Here is a 24,555-nt window from a genome sequence, read left to right as displayed (position 1 = left end):
AATCCACGGCTGCAGCACCTCCCTCACTCAAGAGCCTGCGCCACCGGTAAAGCAGATTGGGCGCAACGCCATGGCGGCGAGCGGTAGACGATACCGTCTCGCCTGGTTCAAAACTCTGCTCAATGATCGTCAGCTTTTGCTCGGTTGTCCACCGCCTGCGGCGAACATCACCCGTCAGCAATTCAACGTGTCGATACTCGTTAGACATAAGCCTGTCCTCAAGCCTGTGCTTGAGCCTTTCTGCTTATGCCGACCTGTCCGGTCGAAATGGGGGGCAGTTCACTTCGAATATGGCGTGCCTTTAGAGAAAGCCTCTCCGCTTCGTTTTAGCTCCTGGCCCTCATATAGTCGTGCCTAATACTAATAGCATCTCTTCGACAATATTCCCCGCAAATACAATCAATTTTATAAAAAACGCGGGTTAGAAAGCTGTCGCACGAGCACGAATGAGAGCATTATGGTGCTTCGCAAGCTTCTGGAACACTATCTTCTAGGTTCAAAGTCGATTTTGTCAGAGTGCCTGACATTATCTGCATTGGAATGAATGATGGCCCTTCTTGCATGCTCGGATTGGATATATGTACAGTATAGCAGCCGCCAAACACTTCTTTGTGACCGCGTTCACTTTCTGATTCAATGGCAATGGGCAGGCTCCAATAAATCTGCCCTGCCCCCGGGTCTGGCTCAACTTCGCGAACCGCCACTTTAACACTCTTTGTCTTTTCATAACCGTTTACAAATTTCTGAAAATCCGGCTCACGGTGGCTTTGTTCGAGATAGCTATAGGCACGGCCATATTCTTTGCGGTTAATGGCGTTATAATAGGATTCGACCAATGCCTGCGGAGTTGACCGATCATCACGATAATCGGGTACGATAACCCCGTCAGCTACGTCCCGAGTTTGCTCTGTGGGCTTAGTTTCTTCAACCGCTTTGGGGGTTGGCTTTATATCTTGGTCTGCCCAGGCGGACGGATGTTGCGTCGTGAGTAAGAGTGTAAAAATACTAGCGGCGATGAGCGGAAAAATTCGTTTATTTGTCATCGAAACCTCTATTCTCGTTCGTTCTCATCGTGCTGAGATGATAGCAAGGTCGATAGGACGATGTATAGAGCCGGATTTGGCGTCTTGCGGACGCGGTGATACAATACTACCTATAATCTAAACGTGGCAGAGATTAAAAAGCTTAGCCGACCCCAAGTTGGTAGTTCCAGCTGTGATTAGTCATACCGAAAGACAAATAAATGAGCCGTTTCTCAGTCTTGTCCCTTACCGATGCAGCGGTCGCGCGCGTCCAAGAAATCATGGCTTCCCATGAGGGTTCTTTAGGCATTCGCGTAGGCGTCAAAAAAGGCGGTTGCGCGGGAATGGAATATACGATTGACCTGGTGCAAGAACCAAAAGCGGGCGACGACGTCGTGGAAAAAAACGGTGCGAAAGTCTTCGTTGCGCCAGAGGCAGTATTATTTCTGCTCGGAACCCAGATGGATTTTGAAGTCACCACGCTCCGTACCGGTTTTGTTTTTAACAATCCAAACCAGACCTCAGCCTGCGGCTGTGGGGAGTCGGTTGAACTCGCTCCCGCTTCACCAGATAGCTTAAACGAAGCTCTTGGAGCTGCCTAAATCGCTCAATCCCGAGCGAGCAAGCAGGTCTGAAGTTAAATAAAACGCGGAGAATTGGTTGATTCTCCGCGTTTAACTTACTGATTATGAGCATTCACGCCGGTGGGAATAAGCATGAATGCCGGAATGTCGTTACCGAAACCGACCGGAACCGGCCCGTCATCATCATGACGATCACGACGACGTTTGTGGGTTTCGTGATGTTGCCTAGCCCCACGTTCATCCTGTGTGTTGTGGTCGCGGCGGGATTTATTTTCCACGATTACCGGCTGATCGTCCTCTGTCGCCAAAGGTTCCGCTTTCGGCCTTTCGGCGGATTTTGCGTCCTTAGCTTTACCCCGACTATTCTTGCCCTTACGCGGGGTTTCTACAGTCTCATCTTCTGCGGGCAGCGTTGACAAATCTCCGTCATGCCACTCGATGGACTGTCCGATCATGGATTCTATCGCAGCGAGATATTTCTTATCCGCCGTTGTTACGATCGTAAATGCCTTGCCTGACCGGCCAGCTCGACCGGTGCGACCAATACGATGCACATAATCTTCGGCGTGATTTGGAACGTCAAAATTGAAAACATGGCTTACGTCTGGAATATCCAGTCCACGGGCTGCCACGTCTGACGCTACCAAAAGTCGAAGTTTGCCTTCTTTGAACCCTGCCAGCATCGCGGTGCGCGCGCGTTGATCCATATCGCCATGCAATGCGCCTGCATCGAATTCATGTCTTATAAGCGAACGGAAAAGTTCCGAGACATCTTTCTTACGATTACAGAAAATAATCGCATTTTTGAGGGAATCGCCTTCGCTGCGAATGAGGTCGCGTAACACTGCGCGCTTATCCCAGTCCTTTTTGCCCGACTTTACGAGGCGTTGAGTAACTGTTTGCGCGGTAGACGATGCTTTTGCAACTTCGACACGAACCGGAGAATGCAAGAATTGTTCAGTCAGCTTTGTGATTTCGGGCGGCATAGTCGCTGAAAAGAACAGAGTCTGCCGTGTGAATGGAATGAGCTTACAAATCCGTTCAATATCGGGAATGAAACCCATATCAAGCATGCGATCGGCTTCGTCGATGACCAGAATTTCAACACCGGTCAACAATAACTTGCCGCGCTCGAAGTGATCCATAAGCCGACCAGGCGTCGCGATCAAAACATCCGCACCGCGTTCTAGCTTACGCTCTTGTTCCTCAAAGGAAACGCCGCCAATCAGCAGCGAAACATTCAGACGCTGATTGACACCATATTTTTCAAAATTTTCTTCAACTTGGGCCGCGAGTTCACGCGTAGGCTCAAGGATCAGTGTGCGGGGCATACGTGCCCGGGCCCTGCCCTTTTCGAGCAAATGAAGCATTGGCAGAACAAAGGAAGCGGTCTTACCCGTTCCCGTCTGAGCAATGCCAAGGACATCCTTGCGCTCGAGTGCTGGCGGGATAGCGCCTGCCTGGATAGGTGTTGGCGCGGTGTATCCTGCTGCTTCGACCGCAGCAAGCACTTTCGGAGAAAGACCGAGTTCGGCAAATGTCGTCAATGGAGGCGTAGCTCTCTGTTGGAAAATAAGTCCCACCTCTTCCTGTCTATGCAGCCGCGTCATCGGGCGCAGGAACCAAGGCAGAAGAGGCGTCTAGACGCAAAAACGTCTTCACACAGCATCGCCTACGTCTAAGACGCACAAAAGTCAACAAAAATACCATCGCGAACTATAAAACTATACGTATATGAATAAATTTTCGTAATTTATTCGCCTTTTCGAATGCCCCGTCACACAGTTTCTCACAATGAGTGCCTGAACTGCTCAGTAATTATCCGCTCATCCCAGGAATGATTTTTATCGAATAAGATGTCCACTTGGCTGTCTGGCATCTCGCGTACGGTAACTGAGCGCACAGACTTAACTTCACTATTGTCGGCTACCGCATTCACGGGGCGTTTTTCTGTTTCTAAAAGGTCCAGTCGAACGGTCACATGTTTCGGTAACAGCGCGCCTCCCCACCGGCGCGGGCGAAAAGGACTAACCGGCGTCAGAGCCAGCAATTGCGCTTCAAGGGGCAGAATGGGACCCTGTGCAGAAAGATTATACGCCGTTGAGCCAGCTGGCGTGGCCACCATGACACCGTCGCATACGAGTTCTTCCAACCGCACTTTTCCATCAATCGTGATGCGAACCTTTGCGGCTTGATAAGATTGCCGAAAAAGAGAAACTTCATTAATCGCAACGGCGACAAATGGCGGTTCATTAGCGGTCTCCGCGATCATTTCCAGCGGTTTGATTGTTTCTTTCTGGGCCACCTCAATTCTTGCGGGCAAATCATCTAGGCTAAATTCGTTCATCAGAAATCCTACTGAACCGCGATTCATTCCATAGACGGGTTTGCCGCTGTTCATAAAATCGCGTAGCGCCTGCAACATCGTGCCGTCCCCACCGAGCGCGATGATAATATCAGCCTCCTCAGCTGTGGCTTGACCATAGCGCTTAATAAGTTCTTTTTCCGCGGCAAGCGATTCTTCAGTTCCGGATGAGAGAAAATGAAACGCCAAGTTCGGATCTTTCCTATTTGCCTTAAAACGGCACCAAATATGCCAACTTATCCCCATATCTAACTAGCATAAGGGGAATTGGCTTAACATTATCCTGCGGAGATAATTTTTTACTTTACACACGCTGTAATTATGCTAATTCAACCCGCAGTGCCCTTATAGCTCAGTTGGTAGAGCACCTGATTTGTAATCAGGGGGTCGCGAGTTCGAGTCTTGCTGGGGGCACCAAAATACCGCACTGATATCTATTTCAGAAAATATGCCAAGTTCGGCGTATTCGTGAGAATTCTTCAATAAAGTAATCCTCCTAAAATAATTCTGCGATAGCAGCGCAGATTCATGTGATTCGATTAAACAATCGGCAGAATCAAAAATTGTCCTTGTTTTTATCAACACATTTATGACCGAATTATCTGCTTGAATTTTTCCAGAAACAGACCCATTCATTGCATGAATTGCAGTCGTGTCATTTAGAGGGCATCTAATCAGGTGGTTTACAATCTGATTTCCTCTGTTATCTTCATTATTTATATAAATAAATTTAGTGCGTATAATATCTATATTTTAAATAATACAAATATAATTCTATATTTAAAAGGTATTTATATCATTTCTTCTAGTCAGGTAGAATATACGAAGCAACGTCGACTTTGCATATCGGTGGTTACTCGTAATAGACCTAAGATGCTCTGCAAGCTTTTTGCGTCTTTGGCTCAAATTACGCGTCCTTCCGATATGAACGTAATTTTTCTGATCGTGGAAAACAATTCGGCGCCGAGCCTTGAGCCTCAAATCTTGAGTTTTCGGCAGCAAATGGTTAACGACCAGATTGAGTATCTTTTGGAGCCAACTTTAGGCTTATCCGCCGCGCGCAATTGTGCTTTGAATTTTGCCATAGATAACCATTTTGATTATCTCGTATTTGTCGATGATGATGAAATCGTAGAATGGGATTGGCTCGTCCAACTATGCAAAGAACGTGACAGGTTGGATCTTGATATCGTTGGCTCGCCGGTCAGGCCAACGGCGGATGTTTCAGAATTATCGCTTTGGCAAAAAATGATTCTTTCCGGCGTTCAACAGGCTGAAAGCCGATCTGAGCGGAGAAACAGGCTCAAATGTGCGCAAGGAAAAAGCAATAATATCAAAGTCGCTACAGGTAGTTGGTTGGGGCGCCTAGATTTCTTTCGGTCAACAGGACTTCGTTTTGATACAAACTTTGGACTGACGGGCGGTGAAGACTGGCAATTATGCGCCCAAGCAAAATCTTTGGGCGCTAAAACTGGCTGGGCTTGCGATGCTATCGTTTATGAAACGGTTCCACTGGCCCGCCTCAAACTTTCCTATTATTATCGCCGCGACCGCGATCACAATATAACAGAATTTAACGCACGTTATCGGGCCAACCCATGGCAAAGTCTTCGCCAGCTACCTTTGCGATCGATTGGGCGGCTATTACGGCTGTTGGCTGCCATACTGTCCATCTCCATCAGAGGACCCTACGGGTTGGTTGCAACAGCGAAAGCAGCAGGAGGCCTGGTGGGTTTATTGCAGGGAGCGCTTGGAAAAACCTCAATGCATTACGCTAGTACCACGGGTTATTAATCTAAACACCCCGCTCTGCCCGCGAATGCAAAAGCTCCCTGCAACTAATAGGTCAGTACCAACCGACAGCGACTTGTGCCTCTTCAGACATGCGATCTGGTGTCCAAGGAGGATCGAACGTCATAGTGACTTCAACAAATGAGACACCTTCCACTGCGCTAACAGCGTTTTCTACCCAGCCCGGCATTTCACCGGCAACCGGGCAGCCGGGAGCCGTCAAGGTCATTTCGATCTTGACCGTGCGATCGTCCTCGATATCGATTTTGTAGATCAAACCGAGTTCATAAATGTCCGCCGGAATTTCAGGATCATAAACGGATTTAAGCGCAGCGATGATATCATCGGTCATTCGCAACAATTCGTCCTGCGGAATTGATGAAGCTGATAACGCGCTTTTGTTTTCCGTAGATTCCGCAGCATCTACCTCAGTTGTAGTCTTAGGCATCTGTTCTGTATTGCTCATCCGAAAAACCTTTTCGCCTTTTCCAGCGCATCCGCAAGCGCATCGATTTCGGCCCGCGTATTATAGAGACCGAAGGATGCTCGGCACGTGGAGGTTACGCCAAAACGCTTCAAGAGGGGCTGCGCACAATGCGTGCCGGCTCGCACTGCAATTCCCGCCCGGTCAATGACCATTGAAACATCATGGGCGTGAATTCCTTCGAGCGCAAAGGAAATAATGGCTCCTTTATCGGGCGCATTTCCGTAAATTCGTAACGAATTTATCCGACTTAACTGCTCATGCGCATAGTCGCGCAGATCTTCTTCATGCGCAAGGATCGCCTCTCGACCGATTTTCTCCATATATTCAAGCGCAGCACCCAAGCCGATTGCTTGAACAATAGCCGGTGTCCCCGCTTCAAACCTGTGTGGTGGATGATTGTAGGTAACGTTTTCCTCCGTCACTTCTTCAATCATCTCGCCCCCGCCTTGGAAGGGTCGCATTTTTTCGAGCATTTCAGCGCGTCCATAGAGCACGCCTATGCCCGAAGGGCCATAAACTTTGTGACCAGTGAAAACATACCAATCGCAGCCCAAGTCCAAAACGTCCACAGGTAGATGGACTGCTCCTTGGCTGCCATCCACCAAAACCGGAATGCCTCGTTCGTGAGCGAGTTGAACGATTTTTTTGATGGGTGTGACCGTGCCAAGCGCGTTTGACATATGGGTGATTGCGACGAGTTTTGTTCGGTCAGTGAGGCACTTTTCGAACTCCTCAATATGAAAGACACCTTCGTCATCCACCGGCGCAAACACCAATTTAGCACCTTGACGTTCGCGAATAAAATGCCATGGCACGATATTGGAATGGTGTTCCATGATCGACAGAACTATTTCATCGCCCTCGCCGATATTTGGCATTCCATAGCCATAAGCGACCGTATTGATGGCTTCAGTCGCATTTTTGGTAAAGACGATCTCGTCGACCGAGCTGGCATTCAAAAAGCGACGAACAGTTTCACGCGACTTTTCATAGGCGTCGGTGGCTGCATTGGAAAGAAAGTGCAGGCCGCGATGCACATTGGCATATTCATTCGCATATGCGTTTGTAACCGCGTCGATTACGGATTTCGGCTTTTGTGCCGAAGCTCCATTGTCTAGGTAAATAAGCGGCTTACCATGAATTTCACGAGACAAAATGGGAAAGTCCGCCCGTATCGCCTCAACGTCATAAGATGCAATCATTGGCTTTCTCTGATCCATGATCAGTCCTTCTGCCTCGGGCCGGGAAAACGGGGCAAAGCGTGTCGCTGTGCCCCGTCTGTTTAATCAGGCATGGACAGTCAGCCATTCAGACAGCTTATCTTCCAGCGCTTCGACCAATGGTTCGTCTTCGAGTTCTTCAATAATCTCGGCGATGAATGCCTTGATCAACAGACCACGAGCTTCATTTTCCGGAATCCCGCGGGCCATCAGATAGAAAAGATGGTCGTCTTGAATTTCGGTCACTGTCGCACCGTGACCGCAAGCCACGTCATCAGCGAAGATTTCCAATTCCGGCTTGGCTTCAAATGCTCCATCGTCAGACAGCAACAAAGTGTTACATGCCATCCGCGCATCAGTTTTCTGAGCGATTTGCGCAACGCGGATCATTCCTTGGAAAATACCGCGCGCCCGATCCTTGACAACGTTTCGAACGATTTCGGTTGAACGCGTGTTCTCCACCAAATGTCCGACAGTCATAGTGATGTCCGTGACACTGTCATCAGCGAGAAGATTAAGAGCACGAAGCTCAAAATCCGTATCTTCGCCTTCAACATCGGCATGAACTTCGTGACGGACCAGCTTGCCACCGGCATTGATGATGTAAAGCGTTAGCTTTGCATCTTTACCGAGCTTACAGTTGAACTGCGACAACTGAGTGCCCTGCCCGAATTCGCGCAAGATCACCCAAATAATTTCTGCGCCGTCACCAACCGTGACATGACTGACAACAGTCGAGAAAGCGTCAGTTTCGCCGCCCAACTGGCGTTCAATGATCGTCGCTTTGGAATTTGGCCCAAAAGAAGCAGGAAAACGCGTGTGTCCCTGTCCGCTTTTTTGGATGTTTTGCAATTCCAGCGGAGCATCGAGCGTCGTGTTATCAGCGATTGTGAGCGACCAGCCATCGCTGACATAAGCAGCGTTGATCTGGCCGATCGTATCGTCTGTCCCACGGATGCCAAGTTGTGGGAGCAGCGAACCATTGCTCAACTCATCGCGGACCGGAGCGAGTGTGACGCCCTCGGGTGCATTGCCATTAAGCGCAACACCATTGTTAACCGTGAGCACGGTTGAACCGGCCAGCAGAGCTGGCAGAGATTGTGACTCTGCCGCATCATCAAAAGCAGCAACGCCTTTGAGTAAGGTGCGCAAATCCGTATAGTGCCAGCTTTCGATCCGACGCGATGGCAGCCCATGGACCTTCAAAGTTTCAAGTGCTGTATCGCGTGCTACCGCAACATCAGCGTTACCAGGCAATTCGCCAACGCGTTGGGTGAAACTGTCAATAAGTACAGTTTCAGCCGGTGTGCGCGGCCGTGCGGTCTGGATATTCATGATCCATCCCTCCTTAGGCTGCTTCGCCGATCAGCTCGGCATAACCATTCTCTTCGAGGTGACGTGCAAGATCCTTGTCGCCGGATCTGATGACTTGTCCTTTGTAAAGAACATGCACCGCATCCGGTACGATATAGTCAAGCAGACGCTGATAGTGGGTGATCACTACGATTGCCCGGTCTGGCGAACGCAATGCATTAACGCCATCAGAAACGATCTTAAGCGCGTCGATGTCCAGTCCGGAGTCGGTCTCATCGAGCACACAAAGATGTGGCTCAAGCAGCCGCATTTGCAAGATTTCAGCGCGTTTTTTCTCACCGCCAGAGAAGCCAACGTTGAGTGGGCGCTTCAGCATGCTCATATCAATATTGAGGTCGCCAGCAGCGTCCTTAACACGTTTAATAAATTCCGGAACTTTCAACTCGGCTTCGCCGCGAGCTTTACGCTGGCTATTCATTGCGACTTTAAGGAATTCCATAGTCGCAACGCCTGGAATTTCCATTGGATATTGGAAAGCCAAGAAGATGCCCTTAGCCGCACGTTCAGCCGGATCGAGTTCGAGGATCGACTCACCGTTGTAAAGAATGTCGCCTTCGGTCACTTCGTAATCACTACGACCTGCCAGAATATAAGACAGGGTGGATTTGCCCGAACCGTTAGGGCCCATGATAGCAGCAACTTCACCTTTTTTGACGGTGAGATTCAGACCGCGAATGATTTCAGTATCGGAGTCCGCAATCTTTGCGTGAAGGTTTTTGATCTCAAGCATGGGGTATAAACCTTGTTTTCTTACGGCTTGAAAAGCCGCTCTGCCAGTCACATTCTGGCTTGAAATTCGACTAAAAAAGCGAGGGGATGAGCGCTGGATTAACCAACGCTACCCTCAAGCGAAATGCCAATCAGCTTCTGAGCTTCAACGGCGAACTCCATCGGCAGTTCCTGAATAACTTCCTTGACGAAGCCATTCACGATCAAAGCAATTGCCTCTTCTTCTGGAATACCGCGCTGCATCACATAAAACAGCTGATCTTCAGAAATTTTGGAAGTGGTCGCTTCGTGTTCAAACTGACACGTGGCATTCTTCGCTTCGATATAAGGCACCGTATGCGCGCCGCAGTCATTGCCGATCAGCAGCGAGTCACACTGGGTAAAGTTACGAGCATTTTCGGCCTTGCGATGTGCCGTAACCTGTCCGCGATAGGTATTGCTGGAGTTTCCGGCTGAAATACCCTTCGAAATAATGCGGCTCGACGTGTTCTTGCCCAGATGGATCATCTTGGTGCCACTGTCGATTTGCTGATAGCCATTCGAGACAGCAATCGAATAGAATTCGCCACGGGAATTATCGCCACGCAGGATGCAGGACGGATATTTCCAGGTTACAGCGGAACCGGTTTCGACCTGAGTCCATGAGATTTTGGAGTTGTCGCCACGGCAATCACCACGCTTGGTAACGAAGTTATAGATGCCGCCCTTGCCTTGCTTATCTCCTGGATACCAGTTCTGCACCGTTGAATATTTGATTTCTGCATTATCCAACGCAATCAATTCAACAACGGCTGCGTGAAGTTGATTCTCGTCGCGCTGCGGTGCGGTGCAGCCTTCAAGATAGGAAACGTATGAATCCTCTTCAGCGATGATCAGCGTGCGTTCAAACTGGCCAGTATTACGCTCGTTAATGCGGAAATAGGTCGAAAGCTCCATAGGGCAGCGAACGCCTTTCGGAACATATACGAAAGACCCATCCGTAAACACCGCAGAATTCAGTGTGGCGTAATAGTTGTCCGAGACTGGCACAACGGATGCGAGATATTTCTGAACCAGTTCAGGATGCTCTCGAATCGCTTCCGAAATCGAACAGAAAATCACACCTGCTTTGGCAAGCTCTTCTTTAAACGTTGTAACGACCGAAACACTGTCAAAGACGGCATCGACGGCCACGCGTCCAGACGCATAAACGTTATCTGAAGGCTCTGCATCAAATTCGCTCGGCTCACCGTGCTTACGCACGCCAGCAAGAATTTCCTGCTCGCGAAGCGGGATACCCAGCTTTTCATAGGTGCGTAATAGCTCCGGATCGACTTCATCGAGCGACTTCGGGCCGGTCTGATTTACCGGAGCTGCATAATAATATGCGTCTTGGAAATCGATCTTAGGATAATCGACGCGCGCCCAGGAAGGCTCTTCCATGGTCAGCCAGCGTTCATAAGCCTTCAGGCGCCATTCAAGCATCCATTCCGGCTCATTTTTCTTAGCCGAAATGAATCGAATAATATCCTCGTTAAGGCCTTTGGGGGCTTTATCGACTTCGATTTCAGTTTCGAAGCCATACTTATATTGGTCCACATCCAAGCTGCGGACCTGATCAATGGTCTCCTGCACAGCAGGCATTGGCGTTCTCCATCCTCGTCGGGTTCAAGATCCGACAGTTGCAAACGTCTGATGATGATAGCTACCCTATCGCCACCATATATAGTGTTTGTGAAGCTTCTTTAAAACCTCTCTAAACTAAAATTCAAGCGCTCGCACAAAATTTGCCTGAAAAAATCAAGAATAATTGTTCATGACCGCGTTAATTGCAGCTCACTTCCCTTTTGAACGCTGATATCGCGATACAATCTGCTCCAAGGCCTTTAGAAACTGATCCACATTTTCCGTCGAAACATCCGGAGAAAGCGAAACGCGGATAGCGCCTGGTCCATTTTTAAAGCCCATGGCTGCTAACACATGGCTTGGCCCCACTTTGCCAGACGAACATGCCGAGCCCGCAGATAGAGCGATACCGGCAAGGTCGAACGCTATTTGCACCGTTTCCGCTTTCTGCTCTTGCAAAGAAAAGAAAGTCGTATTGGGAATACGGGGTGCCTTGTGTCCGTATATTGTTGCCTCGGGGGCAATTTCAAGAATCCCTGCCTCCAACCGATCACGCATATCGGATGACCAGCCACCATTTTCCAGGCGGGCCGCAGCACAAGTCGCGGCAGCGCCAAAACCCGCTATTAACGGCAGAGCCTCGGTTCCGGCACGATGTCCTTTTTCCTGCCCACCCCCACGGACCAGCGCCTGCGGCATCATCAGATCAGAAACGGCAATAACTGCACCAATCCCTTTGGGGCCACCGATTTTGTGGGATGAAATAATTAAGTAATCTGCATAATTATTTGTAATATCGATATTAATACGTCCTGCGGCTTGAACTGCATCGACGATTAAAACCCCGCCAGCGGCTTTCACAACCGCAGCAATTTCTTCAATGGGCTGTAAAACGCCAGTTTCATTATTTGCGGCTTGAACGGCCACCAAAGGCAGTCCAGTCGCCTTATCATGTGCATTGAGCGCCGATTGAAGCGCGTCAAGGTGGAGCAATCCATCTGGGGAAACGGGGATGAAACTGATGTTTTCCGTAGGAAATTGCCCACCAGCGAGTACGCAAGGATGTTCTGTTGAGCCGACATATAGATGTGACATGCGAATAGGCGCTCGTCCCATCATGTAATTGGGTGTCAAAAGCGTAGAAGCGGCCTCAGTGGCACCAGAGGTAAAGAACACATGCGCGGGGTTGGCATTAACCAGAGAAGCGACATTGCGCCTTGCTGTTTCAACGAGTGCGCGCGCTGCCCGGCCTTCCTTGTGAACGGATGAGGGATTACCCAAAATGTCGAGCGCGGCGATGACAGCATCCCGCGCCTCATCAAGCAGCGGAGCGCTGGCATTATAATCCAGATAGAGCCTCTTGCCGGTCGAGATCACTGATCTTATCTCCTTAGCATAGGGCTTGGAGCGCAATTTTCTTGAATTTTCAATCAGGAAAAGCCTATTAAGCCATCTCAGCAACTGAACTCGGTTCAGTCAAAAGTAATTTCCACGGTTCTAAAAGCGGCTGAGCTTCTCGTCAAGCATGCCGTTTTAGGATCGTCTCTTCCGGTTACCCGGTTACAAGCGGAGTGAATATGCCTGAAGTCATCTTCAATGGACCTGCTGGACGCCTTGAGGGCCGCTATCAGCCTTCTAAGGAAAAAAACGCACCAATTGCGTTGATCCTACATCCGCATCCACAGTTTGGCGGAACTATGAATAATAAGATCGTTTATGATCTGTTTTACATGTTCCAAGAGCGGGGCTTCACCACGCTGCGCTTTAATTTCCGTGGCATCGGACGCAGTCAGGGTCAGTTTGATCACGGCCCAGGGGAATTGTCCGACGCGGCAAGCGCGCTCGATTGGGTGCAGGCACTTCATCCTGACTCGAAAAATTGCTGGATTGCCGGATATTCTTTTGGCGCCTGGATCGGAATGCAGCTTTTGATGCGCCGGCCAGAAATCGAAGGGTTTATGTCAATTGCGCCGCAGCCAAATATCTATGACTTTTCCTTCCTAGCGCCCTGCCCATCATCCGGCCTGATTATTCATGGCGAACAGGACAAGGTGGCACCGCCGAAGGACGTTCAGGTTCTGGTGGACAAGCTTAAATCCCAAAAGGGCATTACGATCACTCAGAATACGATGCCCGGTGCCAACCACTTTTTCACCGGAATGGGTGACGAGCTCATTGCGGAATGTTCGGAATATCTTGACCGCCGCTTGGCAGGCGAACTGGCGGAAGTACGCCAAAAGCGTTTGCGCTAAACCGATAACAAAATCTAAATGCGATCGGCGGGGTTTCCCGCCGATTTTATTTTTTAGGCAAGACCAGAACGCCACCTGAAACTGGCTTTATGCATCCGGTCGTCGTTGGATAGGTCAGCGGTAAGCCCTTTTGAGATCGCACGGCAAGAAATCCCCATGCTTCTGCTTCCATCGAATCACCGTTAAGGCCAAGTTCGTCTGCATCAATGACTATCGCGCCCTGCCCTGCGGCCAGCGCAGAGAGTTCTGTCATTATGGATTTGTTCAGACGTCCACCGCCACTTATGATATAAGTTCGGGGGGTGGAGGGCAGATGTTCTGCAGAGCGGATAATAGAAGCAGCGCTTATATAAGCTAGGGTTCGCGCTCCGTCCGCAAGCGACAATTCCCCTTCTTTCAATGGCGAAAAATCACTGCGATCCAGCGAGCTTCGACGTTTGGATTTAAAGAAGGGGTTTTCAAGATAACGATCTGCAATTTCGCGGTTGATCTCGCCGCTCATGGCAATATCACCACCCGCATCAAAGCTACCCTGTCGGTTTAACTCCATCCATTGATCAATAAGCATATTTCCGGGTCCGCTGTCATAAGCAACGAGTGAGCCATCGGGCCCGACATAGGTGAGGTTTGAAATACCACCAATATTCACAAAAACGGCAGGAAGTTTGAGCTTGCCGGAAAGGCTTTGTGCAAGCGAAGCGTGATAGGCAGGAATAAGTGGTGCGCCCTCACCACCATGCCGCATATCCTCGGCGCGCATGTCATAGATTATTGGAATTCCAGTTTCTGATGCGAGTAATTCTCCATCACCGAGCTGAACGGTCAGACCGGATTGGGGGCGATGAAGAACTGTTTGTCCGTGAAAGCCGACAACATCAATGTCTTGAGCCATCAAAGCGTTTTGATATAGGAAATCATGCAGCGCAATTGCATGCAACAAAGTTAGGTCTCGCTCTAGCCGTGCCAAGCCTCCAGGGCGCTGCTGTCTTTCTGAAATTGCACGCGCATCCACTAAAGCCGCTTTCAACCTTGCGCGAAATCCATCGGAATAAGGCATGAAGGCTGAGGGTCCGCGCTTGATTCGAGTCTCGCCGTCAGTGTCCACAAGAGCGATATCAACACCGTCCATCGAGGTGCCGCTCATCAGGCCAATAGCGCGTTTTAGCTTACTCATGCCGGACTTTCCTTGTTATTCTCCAATGAATGATGTTAAAGGCAGAATATCTCAATAGGGTAAGCGCTTGCTTACTAAGTTCTCAACTTCGCCTTATCAGTCAGGAAATGGGCATGTCCGGTTTCAAATCCGATTTTCTACGCACGCTGTCCGAGCGCGGATTCATTCATCAAATTTCAGATGAAAGCGGCCTTGATGAATTGATGGCTAAGGAAACCGTCACAGCTTATATCGGCTTTGACCCTACCGCACCAAGTTTGCACGCAGGTGGTCTTATTCAGATCATGATGCTGCACTGGCTCCAGAAAACAGGGCATAAGCCCGTGGCTTTAATGGGCGGTGGCACTGGAATGGTGGGCGATCCATCCTTTAAGGATGAAGCACGCAAGCTGATGACCGAAGAGACGATTGCCGAAAATATTTCTGGCATACAGCGTGTTTTTGCAAACTACCTCACCTTTGGCGAAGGCCCGACCGATGCAATGATGGTGAATAATGCGGATTGGCTTCGCGGCATTAATTATTTAGAATTTCTGCGCGATGTCGGCCGCCATTTCTCGGTCAACCGTATGTTATCATTTGATTCGGTAAAGATGCGGCTTGAGCGTGAACAATCGCTCTCATTCCTCGAATTCAACTATATGATTCTGCAAGCCTATGATTTTGTAGAGCTCAACAAACGCTTTGATATGCGCTTGCAGATGGGTGGTTCGGATCAGTGGGGCAATATTATCAATGGTATTGACCTCGGCCATCGCATGGGCACGCCGCAGCTTTATGCCCTTACCTCGCCACTGCTGACAACTTCGTCAGGGCAGAAAATGGGCAAATCACTTGGCGGAGCTGTCTGGCTCAATGCAGATATGCTCAGCACTTATGATTTCTGGCAGTACTGGCGCAATACGGAAGATGCGGACGTGGAACGCTTCTTAAAGCTTTATACCACACTGCCATTGGATGAAATTGCTCGTCTGGCAGCACTGGGTGGCGCTGAAATCAACGAAGCGAAGAAAGTTCTGGCAACCGAAGTCACCGCGCTTTTGCACGGTCGGGAGGCTGCTGATGTGGCTGCGGAAACCGCCAGAAAGACCTTTGAAGAAGGAGAGCTTTCGAGCAACCTTCCAACCGTCGGCGTTCATAAAGCAACGCTAAATGAAGGTATCGGTGTTCTCGCCTTAATGGTTTTGGCAGAACTTTGCACGACAAATGGTGAAGCGCGCCGGCATGTGGAAGGTGGCGGGGTACGGATTAATGACGAGCCAGTCAGCGATCCCCGCATGATCATCAATTCGTCGTCCTTGAATGATGAGGGAGTGATCAAAGTATCCTTAGGTAAAAAGCGGCATGTGTTAATCCGACCAGCATAATTGGCGCGACTTAAACGATGTAAAACAAAAAGCCGGGGCAATCCGGCTTTTTGCGTTTTAATGCTTAAAACTCGAATATCGTGCGGAAGATGCCCGGCGCGATAATAGATATTGGATTGACGATTACCTGGGGTTGCTTGGCGCTTCCAATCAGTTTGAAGGTAATACCTAGCAAGCCTTTATCGCGTCCATTGCCAAGCAGCGCACCTAAAATAGGCACTTCGCTGAACATCCGATTAAGGCCATAAGCTGGCATGAAAGTCCCAGTAATCTCCATGCTTCCTTTGGAATCATAAAGTGTGCCTTGAAAGGTGGCTCCAACGGATGGTCCGCGCACGACGCCTCTGGAAAGCTTTAGATATCTTTTTCCCATTTCTATAAAAGAAAAGCCGCGTTCAAAATCAACGCGCGAAACATCGATTTTGCGTTTTACGGCCTGGTCAAGACTGCGGCCGCCCGGCTCCGGTGAACTGGATACAATTTTAGCAAGGCGCGGTTCATCGACAATGGAAAAATCCCGAGCGTCAATCTGTCCGCTTAATGGGCCATCACCCTGCCCTGCCAATCCGACGGAGATTTTACCTCCGCGCATTTTGTCGTAAAAATCAAAAAATCTAAGGACTGCCCCGGCATCTTCTGACCGCGAAGTCAGGGAGCGGGCACCTTCCTGATCGTTATTTGTAGCGGTAAACTTCTTGCCGGATGACGTCGTCGCATTGATGGATAAGCCAGATACTCTGCTGCCCGCTTTTTCATACGAAACCGCAAGATTCTTTAAGGTTTCTCCATGGAAGCCAGTCACTTCGTCGATCTGGGCACTGACCACCAATCTAGAATTATCCTTGGTTTGTGAGCCTGAGCGTTTATGATTTTGCTCCATGGCTTGCTTAATCAGCGCACGGGCATCAAATCGCGCTCCTCTGACGGTAACGCGATAGCTACCTCCATTTAGGGCCGTTTTGAGCGAAAGCCGGTCAGCTCTGGTCAGCCGAACTTCGTTCAGATCCACTGATTGCAAACTTCCATCAGCAATGCTCAGTGCGCCTCTCGCACCAAAAGTGTCGCCCGTTAGAACAAGGTTCTCAACATCAAAATTTTTGCCTTCAGCTGGACCTTTTTCAATGAGATCAAACTCAAGCTTTGCTGGAACTCCACTTCCCTTCTGCCAACCCAGCCAGGGCAGAGAGACCCGCGTTTTCCCAAGATCGGCGTGTATGTGCCGCTTATCTGCGTTTTTCATGCCCAATTCGACGGTCATGGGGCCTGAAATCAAGCCTTTCAGCTCAGGGAAAAGCTTGTCGCGGGTTTTATCGTCAACTTCTAATTTGATTTTTTGTTGCGGCTTTACCATTCCCGACCGCTTGAGCGGTTCGGTCATGCTCACGGTCGCCGGAATACCGTCCAATCGTCCTTCTGCGTTAATAATGGCCGAAGATTGATCGACTTTTATACTCCCCGTAGCGTCGGTTACGAATGAACCACCGATCCGGCGCGAAAGAGATAGGTCTTTGAAATCTATATCGGCATTCCATTGCAAGGTGCCGGGCGGTGCGCCTCTCGACACCGCAAAATTGACCAAAACATGCGATTTAACTTCACCGGTAGCATCTTCGGGCGAAAAAGGGATCGCGTCCTGAATATCGATAGGCTTTTTGCCAGCAATCTCAATGATCGCTGCCGCATCACCAGAAACGGTTAAATCCAGTTCCGCTATAACTGGGCGTTGGGGCCCCCATGGTATAATCAACGTCCCGTCAGTTACTTGTGCCTGTCTGTTATTATCGGTGTAGACCACTCCCTTATCGAGCTTAATAGTCGCATGGGCACCACGAACAGAAATGTTGCCTACAACGTCTCTTATCGGTGGCAGTTCGCCCACAACATCAAAGCGTGTTTCAACTACATTGAAATCCGCTTTGATTTCTTCCCCTGTCATAGGTGGGGGGCGACCTGGGCCATTGAAGCGTCCACCTGCAAGCGAAATATCAATTCGACTGTCCTTCAGGGTGCCTCCGAATAGGTTTTTTATCACCCATTCACGCGCGCCATCGGCCACATCAATCGGCCAAAGATGCTTTGCATCACTCACAGCCATAGTGGGTATGCGCAACATGAAAATCATTTCCGGCGAGCCTTGGCCAAACGCCATGCTTCCTTGCCCATAGAGCTCGCCTGTCGCAGTTTTCAGATCAAGCGTCGTGAACTGAATGCGCTGGTTTTCTGCGAAAAATCGCCCTCCTATATGCACGCCAAATGACAGCTCTGGATCGCTGGATTCTACTGGCAAACTGGTTGCCGAGCTGGTGACAACTTCGAACCGATAGGCTGGCCCCTGCTCTTGGCCTTTGAAATCCGAATCGGGACCAATTGCGCCATTAAAATTTGCACTTAAACCGTTCAGTTGAATTCGGGACGGGAGGATCTCCAATTTTTTGCTTCCCACCACATGTTCGAGTTTAAGAGACGCCCGACCGCGAACATCATCGATTTTTCCTAATTGCATGTCGATATTATCGACATCAAAATTCACCGAGAGGCGTTCAGCTTTATTCGAGGTGGCGGCTTGGCCCGCGAGAAATAGATCCGCCACTGCGCTAAAAACGAAATGTGCTGGATTAATATGTGTGTTCTCTAGAACCGGTGCAACTTCATCAGCAGGCCCCAGACGCACGGGAATATCGCGAAGCTGGAGTTCGAAGGCTGCGAGCTCGTTGCGCTGGTCATCCTTCCAGAGAATGGTACCAACCATACGAATGTTTTGACCGTTCCATTCAACGTTTCCAGCTAAAGAAATCTGGCCGGTTTTTTCGACTAGTCTGAGCGTTTGAATATGAAAAGTCTGAACGGTTTCGCCGACTTTAAATTGAATGGTGCTGTTGGTGAGTTCGATTGCTTGCGGATTCTGCTTACCTAGCAATTCTAGATTATGGCGCATGGCAGCAAATATTTCACGCGATATCGCATCAAAATCCAGCAATCCCTGCTCATCATAGGGCAAAGTTTTCCAAAAAGTCGGGCCTTCTTGTTCTAAAAATTCAAAATTCGCCCCGTCAATGGCCAATTCGGCGATGCGCATCTTGCCAGTCAATAGGGGAAGCGGTGACAAGCCCAAACGCACAGAGCGTATATTATTGATAGCAACACCAAGTGCTGGATCCGATATGGAAACATCTTGAGCATTAATCGCAACCAAACTGTTTCGATCGAGCGAAAGCGCTGCATTGCCGATAGAGGCTGTAGCGCCCGAGCCCAATAGATTACTGAGGCTTTTCTGCGCTTCATCTCGCAATAGATCGCTGTCTATGCCTCCGCGCAGAACGACAAAACCGACACCACCTATCAAAAATATAGCAATGCAAACTGACAAAAAGCATTGATAAAAACGGGTTAAGAACGAACGTCTTGTGTGTTTTAAACCGCGTCCAGTATCGCGCACGTCTTGTGAAGTAAGACGTTCGATTCTTTCAAGCTCGCCTTTGCTGAAGCGTATTCTGCGCGGTTTTTCCGTCAATATTCCAGCCGAATTATTCGTTCCATAGTCAATCTCGCCCACGAGTTGTGAGGGAGATCATATCTATATTCTGTTCTCGTTGGTCGCACTCAAAAACGGGTCTGAATATTTGCATATTCCCATCTAAATGCGATAGCACAAACTATAACCTGATATGGTCGCATTTCCATCAAAGAAAGGCTTTCCTATGGCTCGTCCTCAAGTTGGAGAAAAAGCTCCAGATTTTACCCTTGCTTCTGATCGTCGTGGGACGATTTCTTTATCGGAGTTCCGGGGACAAGCGGTCGTCGTCTATTTTTATCCAAAAGACGATACATCGGGCTGTACAAAAGAAGCCATTGAATTCTCGCAACTACAGCCGAATTTCGATGCAATAAATACAAAAGTCATTGGTATTTCCCCTGATAGTATTGAGAAACACGCAAAATTTCGAACAAAGCATGATCTGACGGTCGAGCTTGCTTCAGACCAAGATAAAACCGTTTTGGAAGCCTATGGTGTCTGGGTCGAAAAAAGTATGTATGGTCGCAAATATATGGGGGTCGAACGCACCACCTTCCTCATTGATAAAGATGGCCAGGTCGCGCAAGTTTGGAATAAAGTCAAGGTTGCTGGCCATGCACAGGCAGTACTCGAAGCTGCGGAGAAGCTAAATTAACTATATCTAAGAAATTTTTGATTAACCTTGATGAGGTCATAATCGTAACATCTATTAAGGATGTATTTCCTGCGCAACAGAAATGGACATGCGATGCAGAGCCATTCTCGCTTTAATAGTACATCCGCACAACTAGCCGTCAGGATTGGCGGCGCGTTGCTATGTGGAATTCTAGCTTTCGGATATAGCGGATTTTCTGCAAATGCTGATGAGCGTCAGATAATTTTGATCCAACCATTGCCAGAAAAGCCATCGGAAGCAGCGCCGCAGGAACTTGATTTAGAAGATGGAATTATCTCAGCACAGAAATTTACGGTTTTTGGAATTGATCCAATCATAACCGGTCCGGTTCCCGGGATTACACGCGGCTGATCCGTTAAAGATAGCCTAATTTTTGAACAAAGCGCCAGTTGAAGCTTTCAACCGGCGCTTTTGATTTGTGCTGTTATCAGTCGATATCTTCGACTAATTCCGCTCCGCCATGTATACGGTGCGCGAGCGCTGCTTCCATAAATGGCGTCACTTCACCGTCAAGTACCTCTTGAGGGTTGCTGCTTTCAACACCTGTCCTGAGGTCTTTGATGAGCTGGTATGGTTGCAATACGTAAGAGCGTATCTGATGGCCCCAGCCAATTTCCGTTTTCGTGGAGTTGGCGGCATCAGTCGCTTCTTCACGTTTCTTGAGCTCTTCCTCGTATAAGCGGGCTCGCAACATTGACCAGGCTTTTTCACGGTTTTTATGCTGTGAACGTTCGGCCTGACACTGAACCACGATACCAGTCGCAATATGCGTGATACGTACCGCGGAGTCCGTCGTATTGACATGCTGTCCACCTGCACCGGACGCCCGATAGGTATCGATGCGCACATCTGATTCACTGACCTGAACATCGATATTATCGTCGATCACAGGATAGACCCAAACACTGGCAAAGGATGTATGACGCCGAGCATTGGAATCATAGGGCGAAATGCGCACAAGGCGATGAACACCCGATTCGGTTTTCATCATACCGTAGGAGTTATGCCCCTTTACAAGAAGCGTAGCCGACTTGATGCCAGCCTCCTCGCCGTAGTGAACTTCCATCACTTCGACCTTGCGGCCACTGCGCTCTGCCCAGCGTGTGTACATCCGAAGCAGCATAGACGCCCAGTCCTGACTTTCAGTTCCGCCTGCTCCGGCATGAATTTCCAGATAGGTGTCGTTGGAGTCAGCTTCACCTGAAAGCAACATATCGATCTGACGGCGATCTGTCTCTTGTTTGAGTTCGCGGATTGTCGCTTCTGCATCCTCAATAATTGACTGATCGCCCTCCTCTTCGCCCATAGCGATGAGTTCGATACAATCATTTAAGGATTGCGTCAGCCCGTTTAGACCATTGATGCTATCTTCCAGGTTCTGGCGTTCCCGCATCAGTTTTTGGGCTTCTTGTGCATCGTCCCAAAGTGTCGGATCTTCAGCTTTCTGATTCAGATAACCAAGACGTTTGATTGCCTGATCCCAGTCAAAGATGCCTCCTCAGCAGGCTTATGGCCTGCTGGATTTCGTCGACCAGCGACTCGATTTCCGCGCGCATGGGTAAATCGTCCTTTATCAATTCTGTATGTGGTAAGAATAACGCAGGCTCTCCGAGGGAGCAGTTCCGCGTCATTCGATTCAGCGGTCAAACTCCGCCTGAACGGGCAGGAACATAATTAGCCTGCCCTAAGCTGTAAAGAGGGTGCTCAGTAAAGGCCGCCTGCACCAGAATTAATTGCTCTTGTGGCTTGGGGCGACTGCGGAATCACAGGCGCGCCCTCTCTATATTGATCCATTCCAATAACGGAATAAGTGTCCGAAGGCCCTGTTCCCGGCTTGAAAGCCTCCATGATCAAATTCGGATCACCTTCATTGGTCCGCATACCGGTCTTACGATTGATCCCAATTAATGTCATACCTTCCGGAACGCGGAAATTTGTTTTTGGCGTGCCTTCAAGCGCTTCGGTCATGAACGCTTTAAACACCGGCGCGGCCAGAGCGCCACCGGTATTACCGCGTCCGAGCGGCGTCGGCGTATCATATCCCATGAACACTCCCACAACGAGATCAGGTGTATAGCCAACGAACCAAGCATCTTTTTCGTCGTTGGTAGTACCCGTTTTACCCGCAATTGGGCGGTCAAGGCTTTTGAGAAGCTGGGCAGTTCCGCGCTGCACTACGCCTTCCATCATGGAGGTGATCTGATACGAAGTCATCGGATCAAGTACCTGATCCCGGTCGTCGATCAGAGTTGGCTCGTCCTGATTAGCCCATTGGAGCGCGTTGCAATTTTCGCATTTTCTTTCATCATGTTTAAATACGGTTTTGCCATAACGATCCTGAATGCGGTCGATCATTGAGGGCGTAATACTCATGCCGCCATTGGCCATCACAGAATAAGCCGTCACCATCCGCAAAACAGTAGTTTCCCCTGCGCCGAGAGACATGGAAAGCACTGGCATCATTTTATCATAGATACCAAACCGCTCCGCATATTCTGCCACGATGTTCATGCCCATATCCTGTGCAAGACGCACGGTCATGACGTTGCGCGATTGTTCAATGCCATAACGCAATGTGGAAGGGCCGGAGAATTTACCCGAGTAGTTCTTAGGCGCCCAAACACCCAGTGAGCCACCTTGATCGACTTCTAATGGCCCATCAAGAACGACTGATGCGGGTGTGTATCCGTTATCAAGAGCAGCGGCATACACAACCGGCTTAAACGAAGATCCGGGCTGGCGATAGGCTTGTGTTGCTCGATTAAATTCTGACTCAGAAAAGGAGAATCCGCCCACCAGCGCCAGAACACGGCCCGTGTGAGGGTCCATCGCAACGATAGCACCTTCTAGCTTAGGTGGCTGCTGCAACCGATAACGGGAATCGCCTTCGGCTTTTGATACAAAAATAATATCACCGCGCTCAAGGACGCCTTCGGGTGATTTAGCACTGCTGCGCTTGCCGCCAATATTGATAACGCGCATGGCCCATTTCATATCATCGGCCGCAATGAAAGCGCGATCACGCTGTTTGCTTCGCAAGCCCGATGCTTCAAGCGGCGGCTGCAATCCAATATCAACGCCTGCCGAAGAAACATTTAAAACAATTGCGAGACGCCACTCGGGAACATCAGAGAATGGCTCTAAGTCTCCAAAAGCAGTACCCCAATCATTTCCGATTTCGACATTTTTTACGGGTCCGCGCCAGCCACGAGCTTCGTCGTAACGCAGCAATGCTGATTGCAATGCCTTGCGCGCTGATACCTGCAATGCGGGGTCAAGTGTAGTGCGAACCGATAAACCGCCTTCATAAAGTGCGTCCACGCCATATTTCTGAATAATCTGACGGCGAACTTCCTCGGCGAAATATTCAGAAGCAAAAAGATAATGGGTCGCAGTACGCGGCTTTACGCCTAATGGCTCGCTCTTTGCCTCTTCGGCTTCTGCCGAAGTTATATAGCCATTCTCATACATGCGATCGATGACCCAGTTGCGGCGCTCAATGGCCCGATCTGGATAGCGGTAAGGATGGTAATTGTTGGGGCCTTTCGGCAACGCCGCTAGATAGGCAGTTTCTGCGATCGACAATTCGCCTACCGATTTGTCAAAATAGGAAAGAGCAGCAGCGGCGATACCATATGATCCGAGGCCAAAGAAAATTTCATTCAAGTAAAGTTCAAGAATGTGATCTTTGGAATAGGCCTGCTCAATGCGCATGGCCAGGATGGCTTCTTTAATCTTTCGATCATAGGTCTGGTTTGATGAAAGCAGGAAGTTTTTTGCAACCTGCTGGGTAATGGTCGAAGCGCCCACCGGCCGCCGGCCTGTTCCCATATTCTTGATATTGGTTACAACAGCGCGCGCTAACCCACCAAAATCTAGGCCATGATGTTCATAAAAAGTCTTGTCTTCGGCAGAAATAAACGCGGCTTTGACGCGGTTTGGCACGGCCTGAATGGGAAGGTAAAGACGGCGTTCGCGTGCGAATTCTGACATAAGGCTACCATCAGACGCATGCACACGCGTCATGACAGGCGGCTCATATTTCGCCAAAACTTCGTAATCCGGAAGGTCGTGGGTGAGATTACCCACATAGAGAGCGACCCCGCCTGCCACCAACAGCATCAGAACCGTCCCAATTCCGAAGAAATATCCGATTAGCCTTACCATGAATGCGGATTCCTGCCGTCCGATTATCGCCTAAGCGCAGCTAGCTATTGCAGCTGCCCATTGTACCATCATGCCCTTAGGCACCTTGTGGCTTAGTGACCACCAAATACGTCAAAGGCAAGATCGTTTCGGTGTTTTTACCAGTTTAACCCATTTCAAGGGCAGTGGGTGCTAAAAAACGTTGAAACTGTTGCATGGCTGCATCTGATAATTTGTCTCCCAAACATA

20 protein-coding genes and 1 tRNA gene are annotated in these 24,555 nt (G+C 49.4%); 7 read left to right on the top strand and 14 right to left on the bottom strand.

Features of this window, described 5'->3' with window-relative positions; all coding sequences use genetic code 11:
- Positions 1–208, bottom strand: a 208-nt coding sequence (locus C7374_RS09805; RefSeq protein ID WP_146612714.1) for a transposase, incomplete at its 3' end; no start/stop codon positions are given.
- A 247-nt stretch (positions 209–455) separates the two neighbouring features.
- Positions 456–1,043 (bottom strand): hypothetical protein, encoded by a 588-nt coding sequence (locus C7374_RS09800; protein ID WP_111575442.1) that lies wholly within the window; start codon positions 1,041–1,043, stop codon positions 456–458.
- Positions 1,044–1,243: 200 nt separating this feature from the next.
- On the opposite strand from C7374_RS09800, the gene sufA reads away from it, so the two are divergent.
- A complete protein-coding gene (gene sufA / locus C7374_RS09795) occupies positions 1,244–1,624 on the top strand; it encodes a Fe-S cluster assembly scaffold SufA (protein ID WP_111575441.1) in 381 nt (126 codons plus the stop codon).
- Between the two features lie 77 nt (positions 1,625–1,701).
- Here the strand turns inward: sufA and C7374_RS09790 are convergent, their stop codons facing one another.
- On the bottom strand, positions 1,702–3,153 hold the full coding sequence (locus C7374_RS09790) for a DEAD/DEAH box helicase (protein WP_111575453.1): 1,452 nt from the start codon (positions 3,151–3,153) through the stop codon (positions 1,702–1,704).
- 242 nt (positions 3,154–3,395) lie between these two features.
- Positions 3,396–4,217: an NAD kinase gene (locus C7374_RS09785; RefSeq protein ID WP_111575440.1), complete on the bottom strand. Its 822-nt coding sequence runs from the start codon at positions 4,215–4,217 to the stop codon at positions 3,396–3,398.
- Positions 4,218–4,312: 95 nt separating this feature from the next.
- Between C7374_RS09785 and C7374_RS09780 the strand changes: the two genes are divergently transcribed.
- A tRNA-Thr gene (locus C7374_RS09780) sits at positions 4,313–4,388 on the top strand.
- A gap of 381 nt (positions 4,389–4,769) precedes the next feature.
- A complete protein-coding gene (locus C7374_RS09775; RefSeq protein ID WP_483459065.1) occupies positions 4,770–5,765 on the top strand; it encodes a glycosyltransferase family 2 protein in 996 nt (331 codons plus the stop codon).
- A gap of 52 nt (positions 5,766–5,817) precedes the next feature.
- On the opposite strand, the gene C7374_RS09770 is transcribed toward C7374_RS09775, so the two are convergent.
- The 6 genes from C7374_RS09770 to C7374_RS09745 all read right to left on the bottom strand — a co-directional run bounded on the left by C7374_RS09770 (position 5,818) and on the right by C7374_RS09745 (position 12,554).
- The gene (locus C7374_RS09770; protein WP_111575451.1) at positions 5,818–6,210 is read right to left on the bottom strand and encodes an SUF system Fe-S cluster assembly protein; all 393 of its coding nucleotides are present in this window, start codon (positions 6,208–6,210) and stop codon (positions 5,818–5,820) included.
- A 14-nt stretch (positions 6,211–6,224) separates the two neighbouring features.
- Positions 6,225–7,469 carry a cysteine desulfurase gene (locus C7374_RS09765; protein ID WP_111575439.1) on the bottom strand — a complete coding sequence of 415 codons (1,245 nt, stop codon included), beginning with the start codon at positions 7,467–7,469 and terminating at the stop codon, positions 6,225–6,227.
- Between the two features lie 66 nt (positions 7,470–7,535).
- On the bottom strand, positions 7,536–8,804 hold the full coding sequence (gene sufD, locus C7374_RS09760; RefSeq protein WP_111575438.1) for a Fe-S cluster assembly protein SufD: 1,269 nt from the start codon (positions 8,802–8,804) through the stop codon (positions 7,536–7,538).
- A gap of 13 nt (positions 8,805–8,817) precedes the next feature.
- Positions 8,818–9,573, bottom strand: a complete 756-nt coding sequence (gene sufC, locus C7374_RS09755) for a Fe-S cluster assembly ATPase SufC (protein ID WP_111575437.1) — start codon at positions 9,571–9,573, stop codon at positions 8,818–8,820.
- A 98-nt stretch (positions 9,574–9,671) separates the two neighbouring features.
- Entirely contained in the window at positions 9,672–11,195 is a 1,524-nt protein-coding gene (gene sufB / locus C7374_RS09750; RefSeq protein WP_111575436.1) for a Fe-S cluster assembly protein SufB, read from the bottom strand.
- A gap of 192 nt (positions 11,196–11,387) precedes the next feature.
- Positions 11,388–12,554, bottom strand: a complete 1,167-nt coding sequence (locus C7374_RS09745) for a cysteine desulfurase family protein (RefSeq protein WP_111575435.1) — start codon at positions 12,552–12,554, stop codon at positions 11,388–11,390.
- Between the two features lie 200 nt (positions 12,555–12,754).
- Between C7374_RS09745 and C7374_RS09740 the strand changes: the two genes are divergently transcribed.
- Positions 12,755–13,429, top strand: a complete 675-nt coding sequence (locus tag C7374_RS09740; RefSeq protein ID WP_111575434.1) for an alpha/beta hydrolase — start codon at positions 12,755–12,757, stop codon at positions 13,427–13,429.
- Between the two features lie 46 nt (positions 13,430–13,475).
- Here C7374_RS09740 and C7374_RS09735 read toward each other — a convergent pair whose 3' ends face one another.
- Positions 13,476–14,603, bottom strand: a complete 1,128-nt coding sequence (locus C7374_RS09735) for an anhydro-N-acetylmuramic acid kinase (RefSeq protein WP_111575433.1) — start codon at positions 14,601–14,603, stop codon at positions 13,476–13,478.
- 113 nt (positions 14,604–14,716) lie between these two features.
- On the opposite strand from C7374_RS09735, the gene tyrS reads away from it, so the two are divergent.
- Positions 14,717–15,970 (top strand): tyrosine--tRNA ligase, encoded by a 1,254-nt coding sequence (tyrS, locus tag C7374_RS09730; RefSeq protein WP_111575432.1) that lies wholly within the window; start codon positions 14,717–14,719, stop codon positions 15,968–15,970.
- A gap of 64 nt (positions 15,971–16,034) precedes the next feature.
- Here tyrS and C7374_RS09725 read toward each other — a convergent pair whose 3' ends face one another.
- Positions 16,035–19,481, bottom strand: a complete 3,447-nt coding sequence (locus C7374_RS09725) for a DUF3971 domain-containing protein (RefSeq protein WP_111575450.1) — start codon at positions 19,479–19,481, stop codon at positions 16,035–16,037.
- 187 nt (positions 19,482–19,668) lie between these two features.
- Here C7374_RS09725 and bcp point away from each other — a divergent pair, with 187 nt between their 5' ends.
- Both bcp and C7374_RS09715 read left to right on the top strand, forming a co-directional pair.
- Entirely contained in the window at positions 19,669–20,139 is a 471-nt protein-coding gene (gene bcp, locus C7374_RS09720; RefSeq protein ID WP_111575449.1) for a thioredoxin-dependent thiol peroxidase, read from the top strand.
- Between the two features lie 93 nt (positions 20,140–20,232).
- A complete protein-coding gene (locus C7374_RS09715; RefSeq protein WP_146612726.1) occupies positions 20,233–20,511 on the top strand; it encodes a hypothetical protein in 279 nt (92 codons plus the stop codon).
- Positions 20,512–20,587: 76 nt separating this feature from the next.
- Here the strand turns inward: C7374_RS09715 and prfB are convergent.
- Both prfB and C7374_RS09705 read right to left on the bottom strand, forming a co-directional pair.
- A protein-coding gene (gene prfB / locus C7374_RS09710; RefSeq protein ID WP_111575430.1) for a peptide chain release factor 2 occupies positions 20,588–21,716 on the bottom strand; the annotation gives its coding sequence in 2 pieces (ribosomal slippage) (positions 20,588–21,646 and positions 21,648–21,716; 1,128 coding nt in all).
- 148 nt (positions 21,717–21,864) lie between these two features.
- Complete coding sequence (locus C7374_RS09705; RefSeq protein ID WP_111575429.1) at positions 21,865–24,327, bottom strand: penicillin-binding protein 1A; 2,463 nt, start codon at positions 24,325–24,327, stop codon at positions 21,865–21,867.
- Between the last annotated feature and the right edge of the window lie 228 nt (positions 24,328–24,555).

The sequence above is a fragment of the Falsochrobactrum ovis genome (assembly GCF_003259955.1).
Taxonomy (GTDB): Bacteria; Pseudomonadota; Alphaproteobacteria; order Rhizobiales; family Rhizobiaceae; genus Brucella; species Brucella ovis_A.
This window is presented reverse-complemented; position numbering and strand designations above follow the sequence as displayed.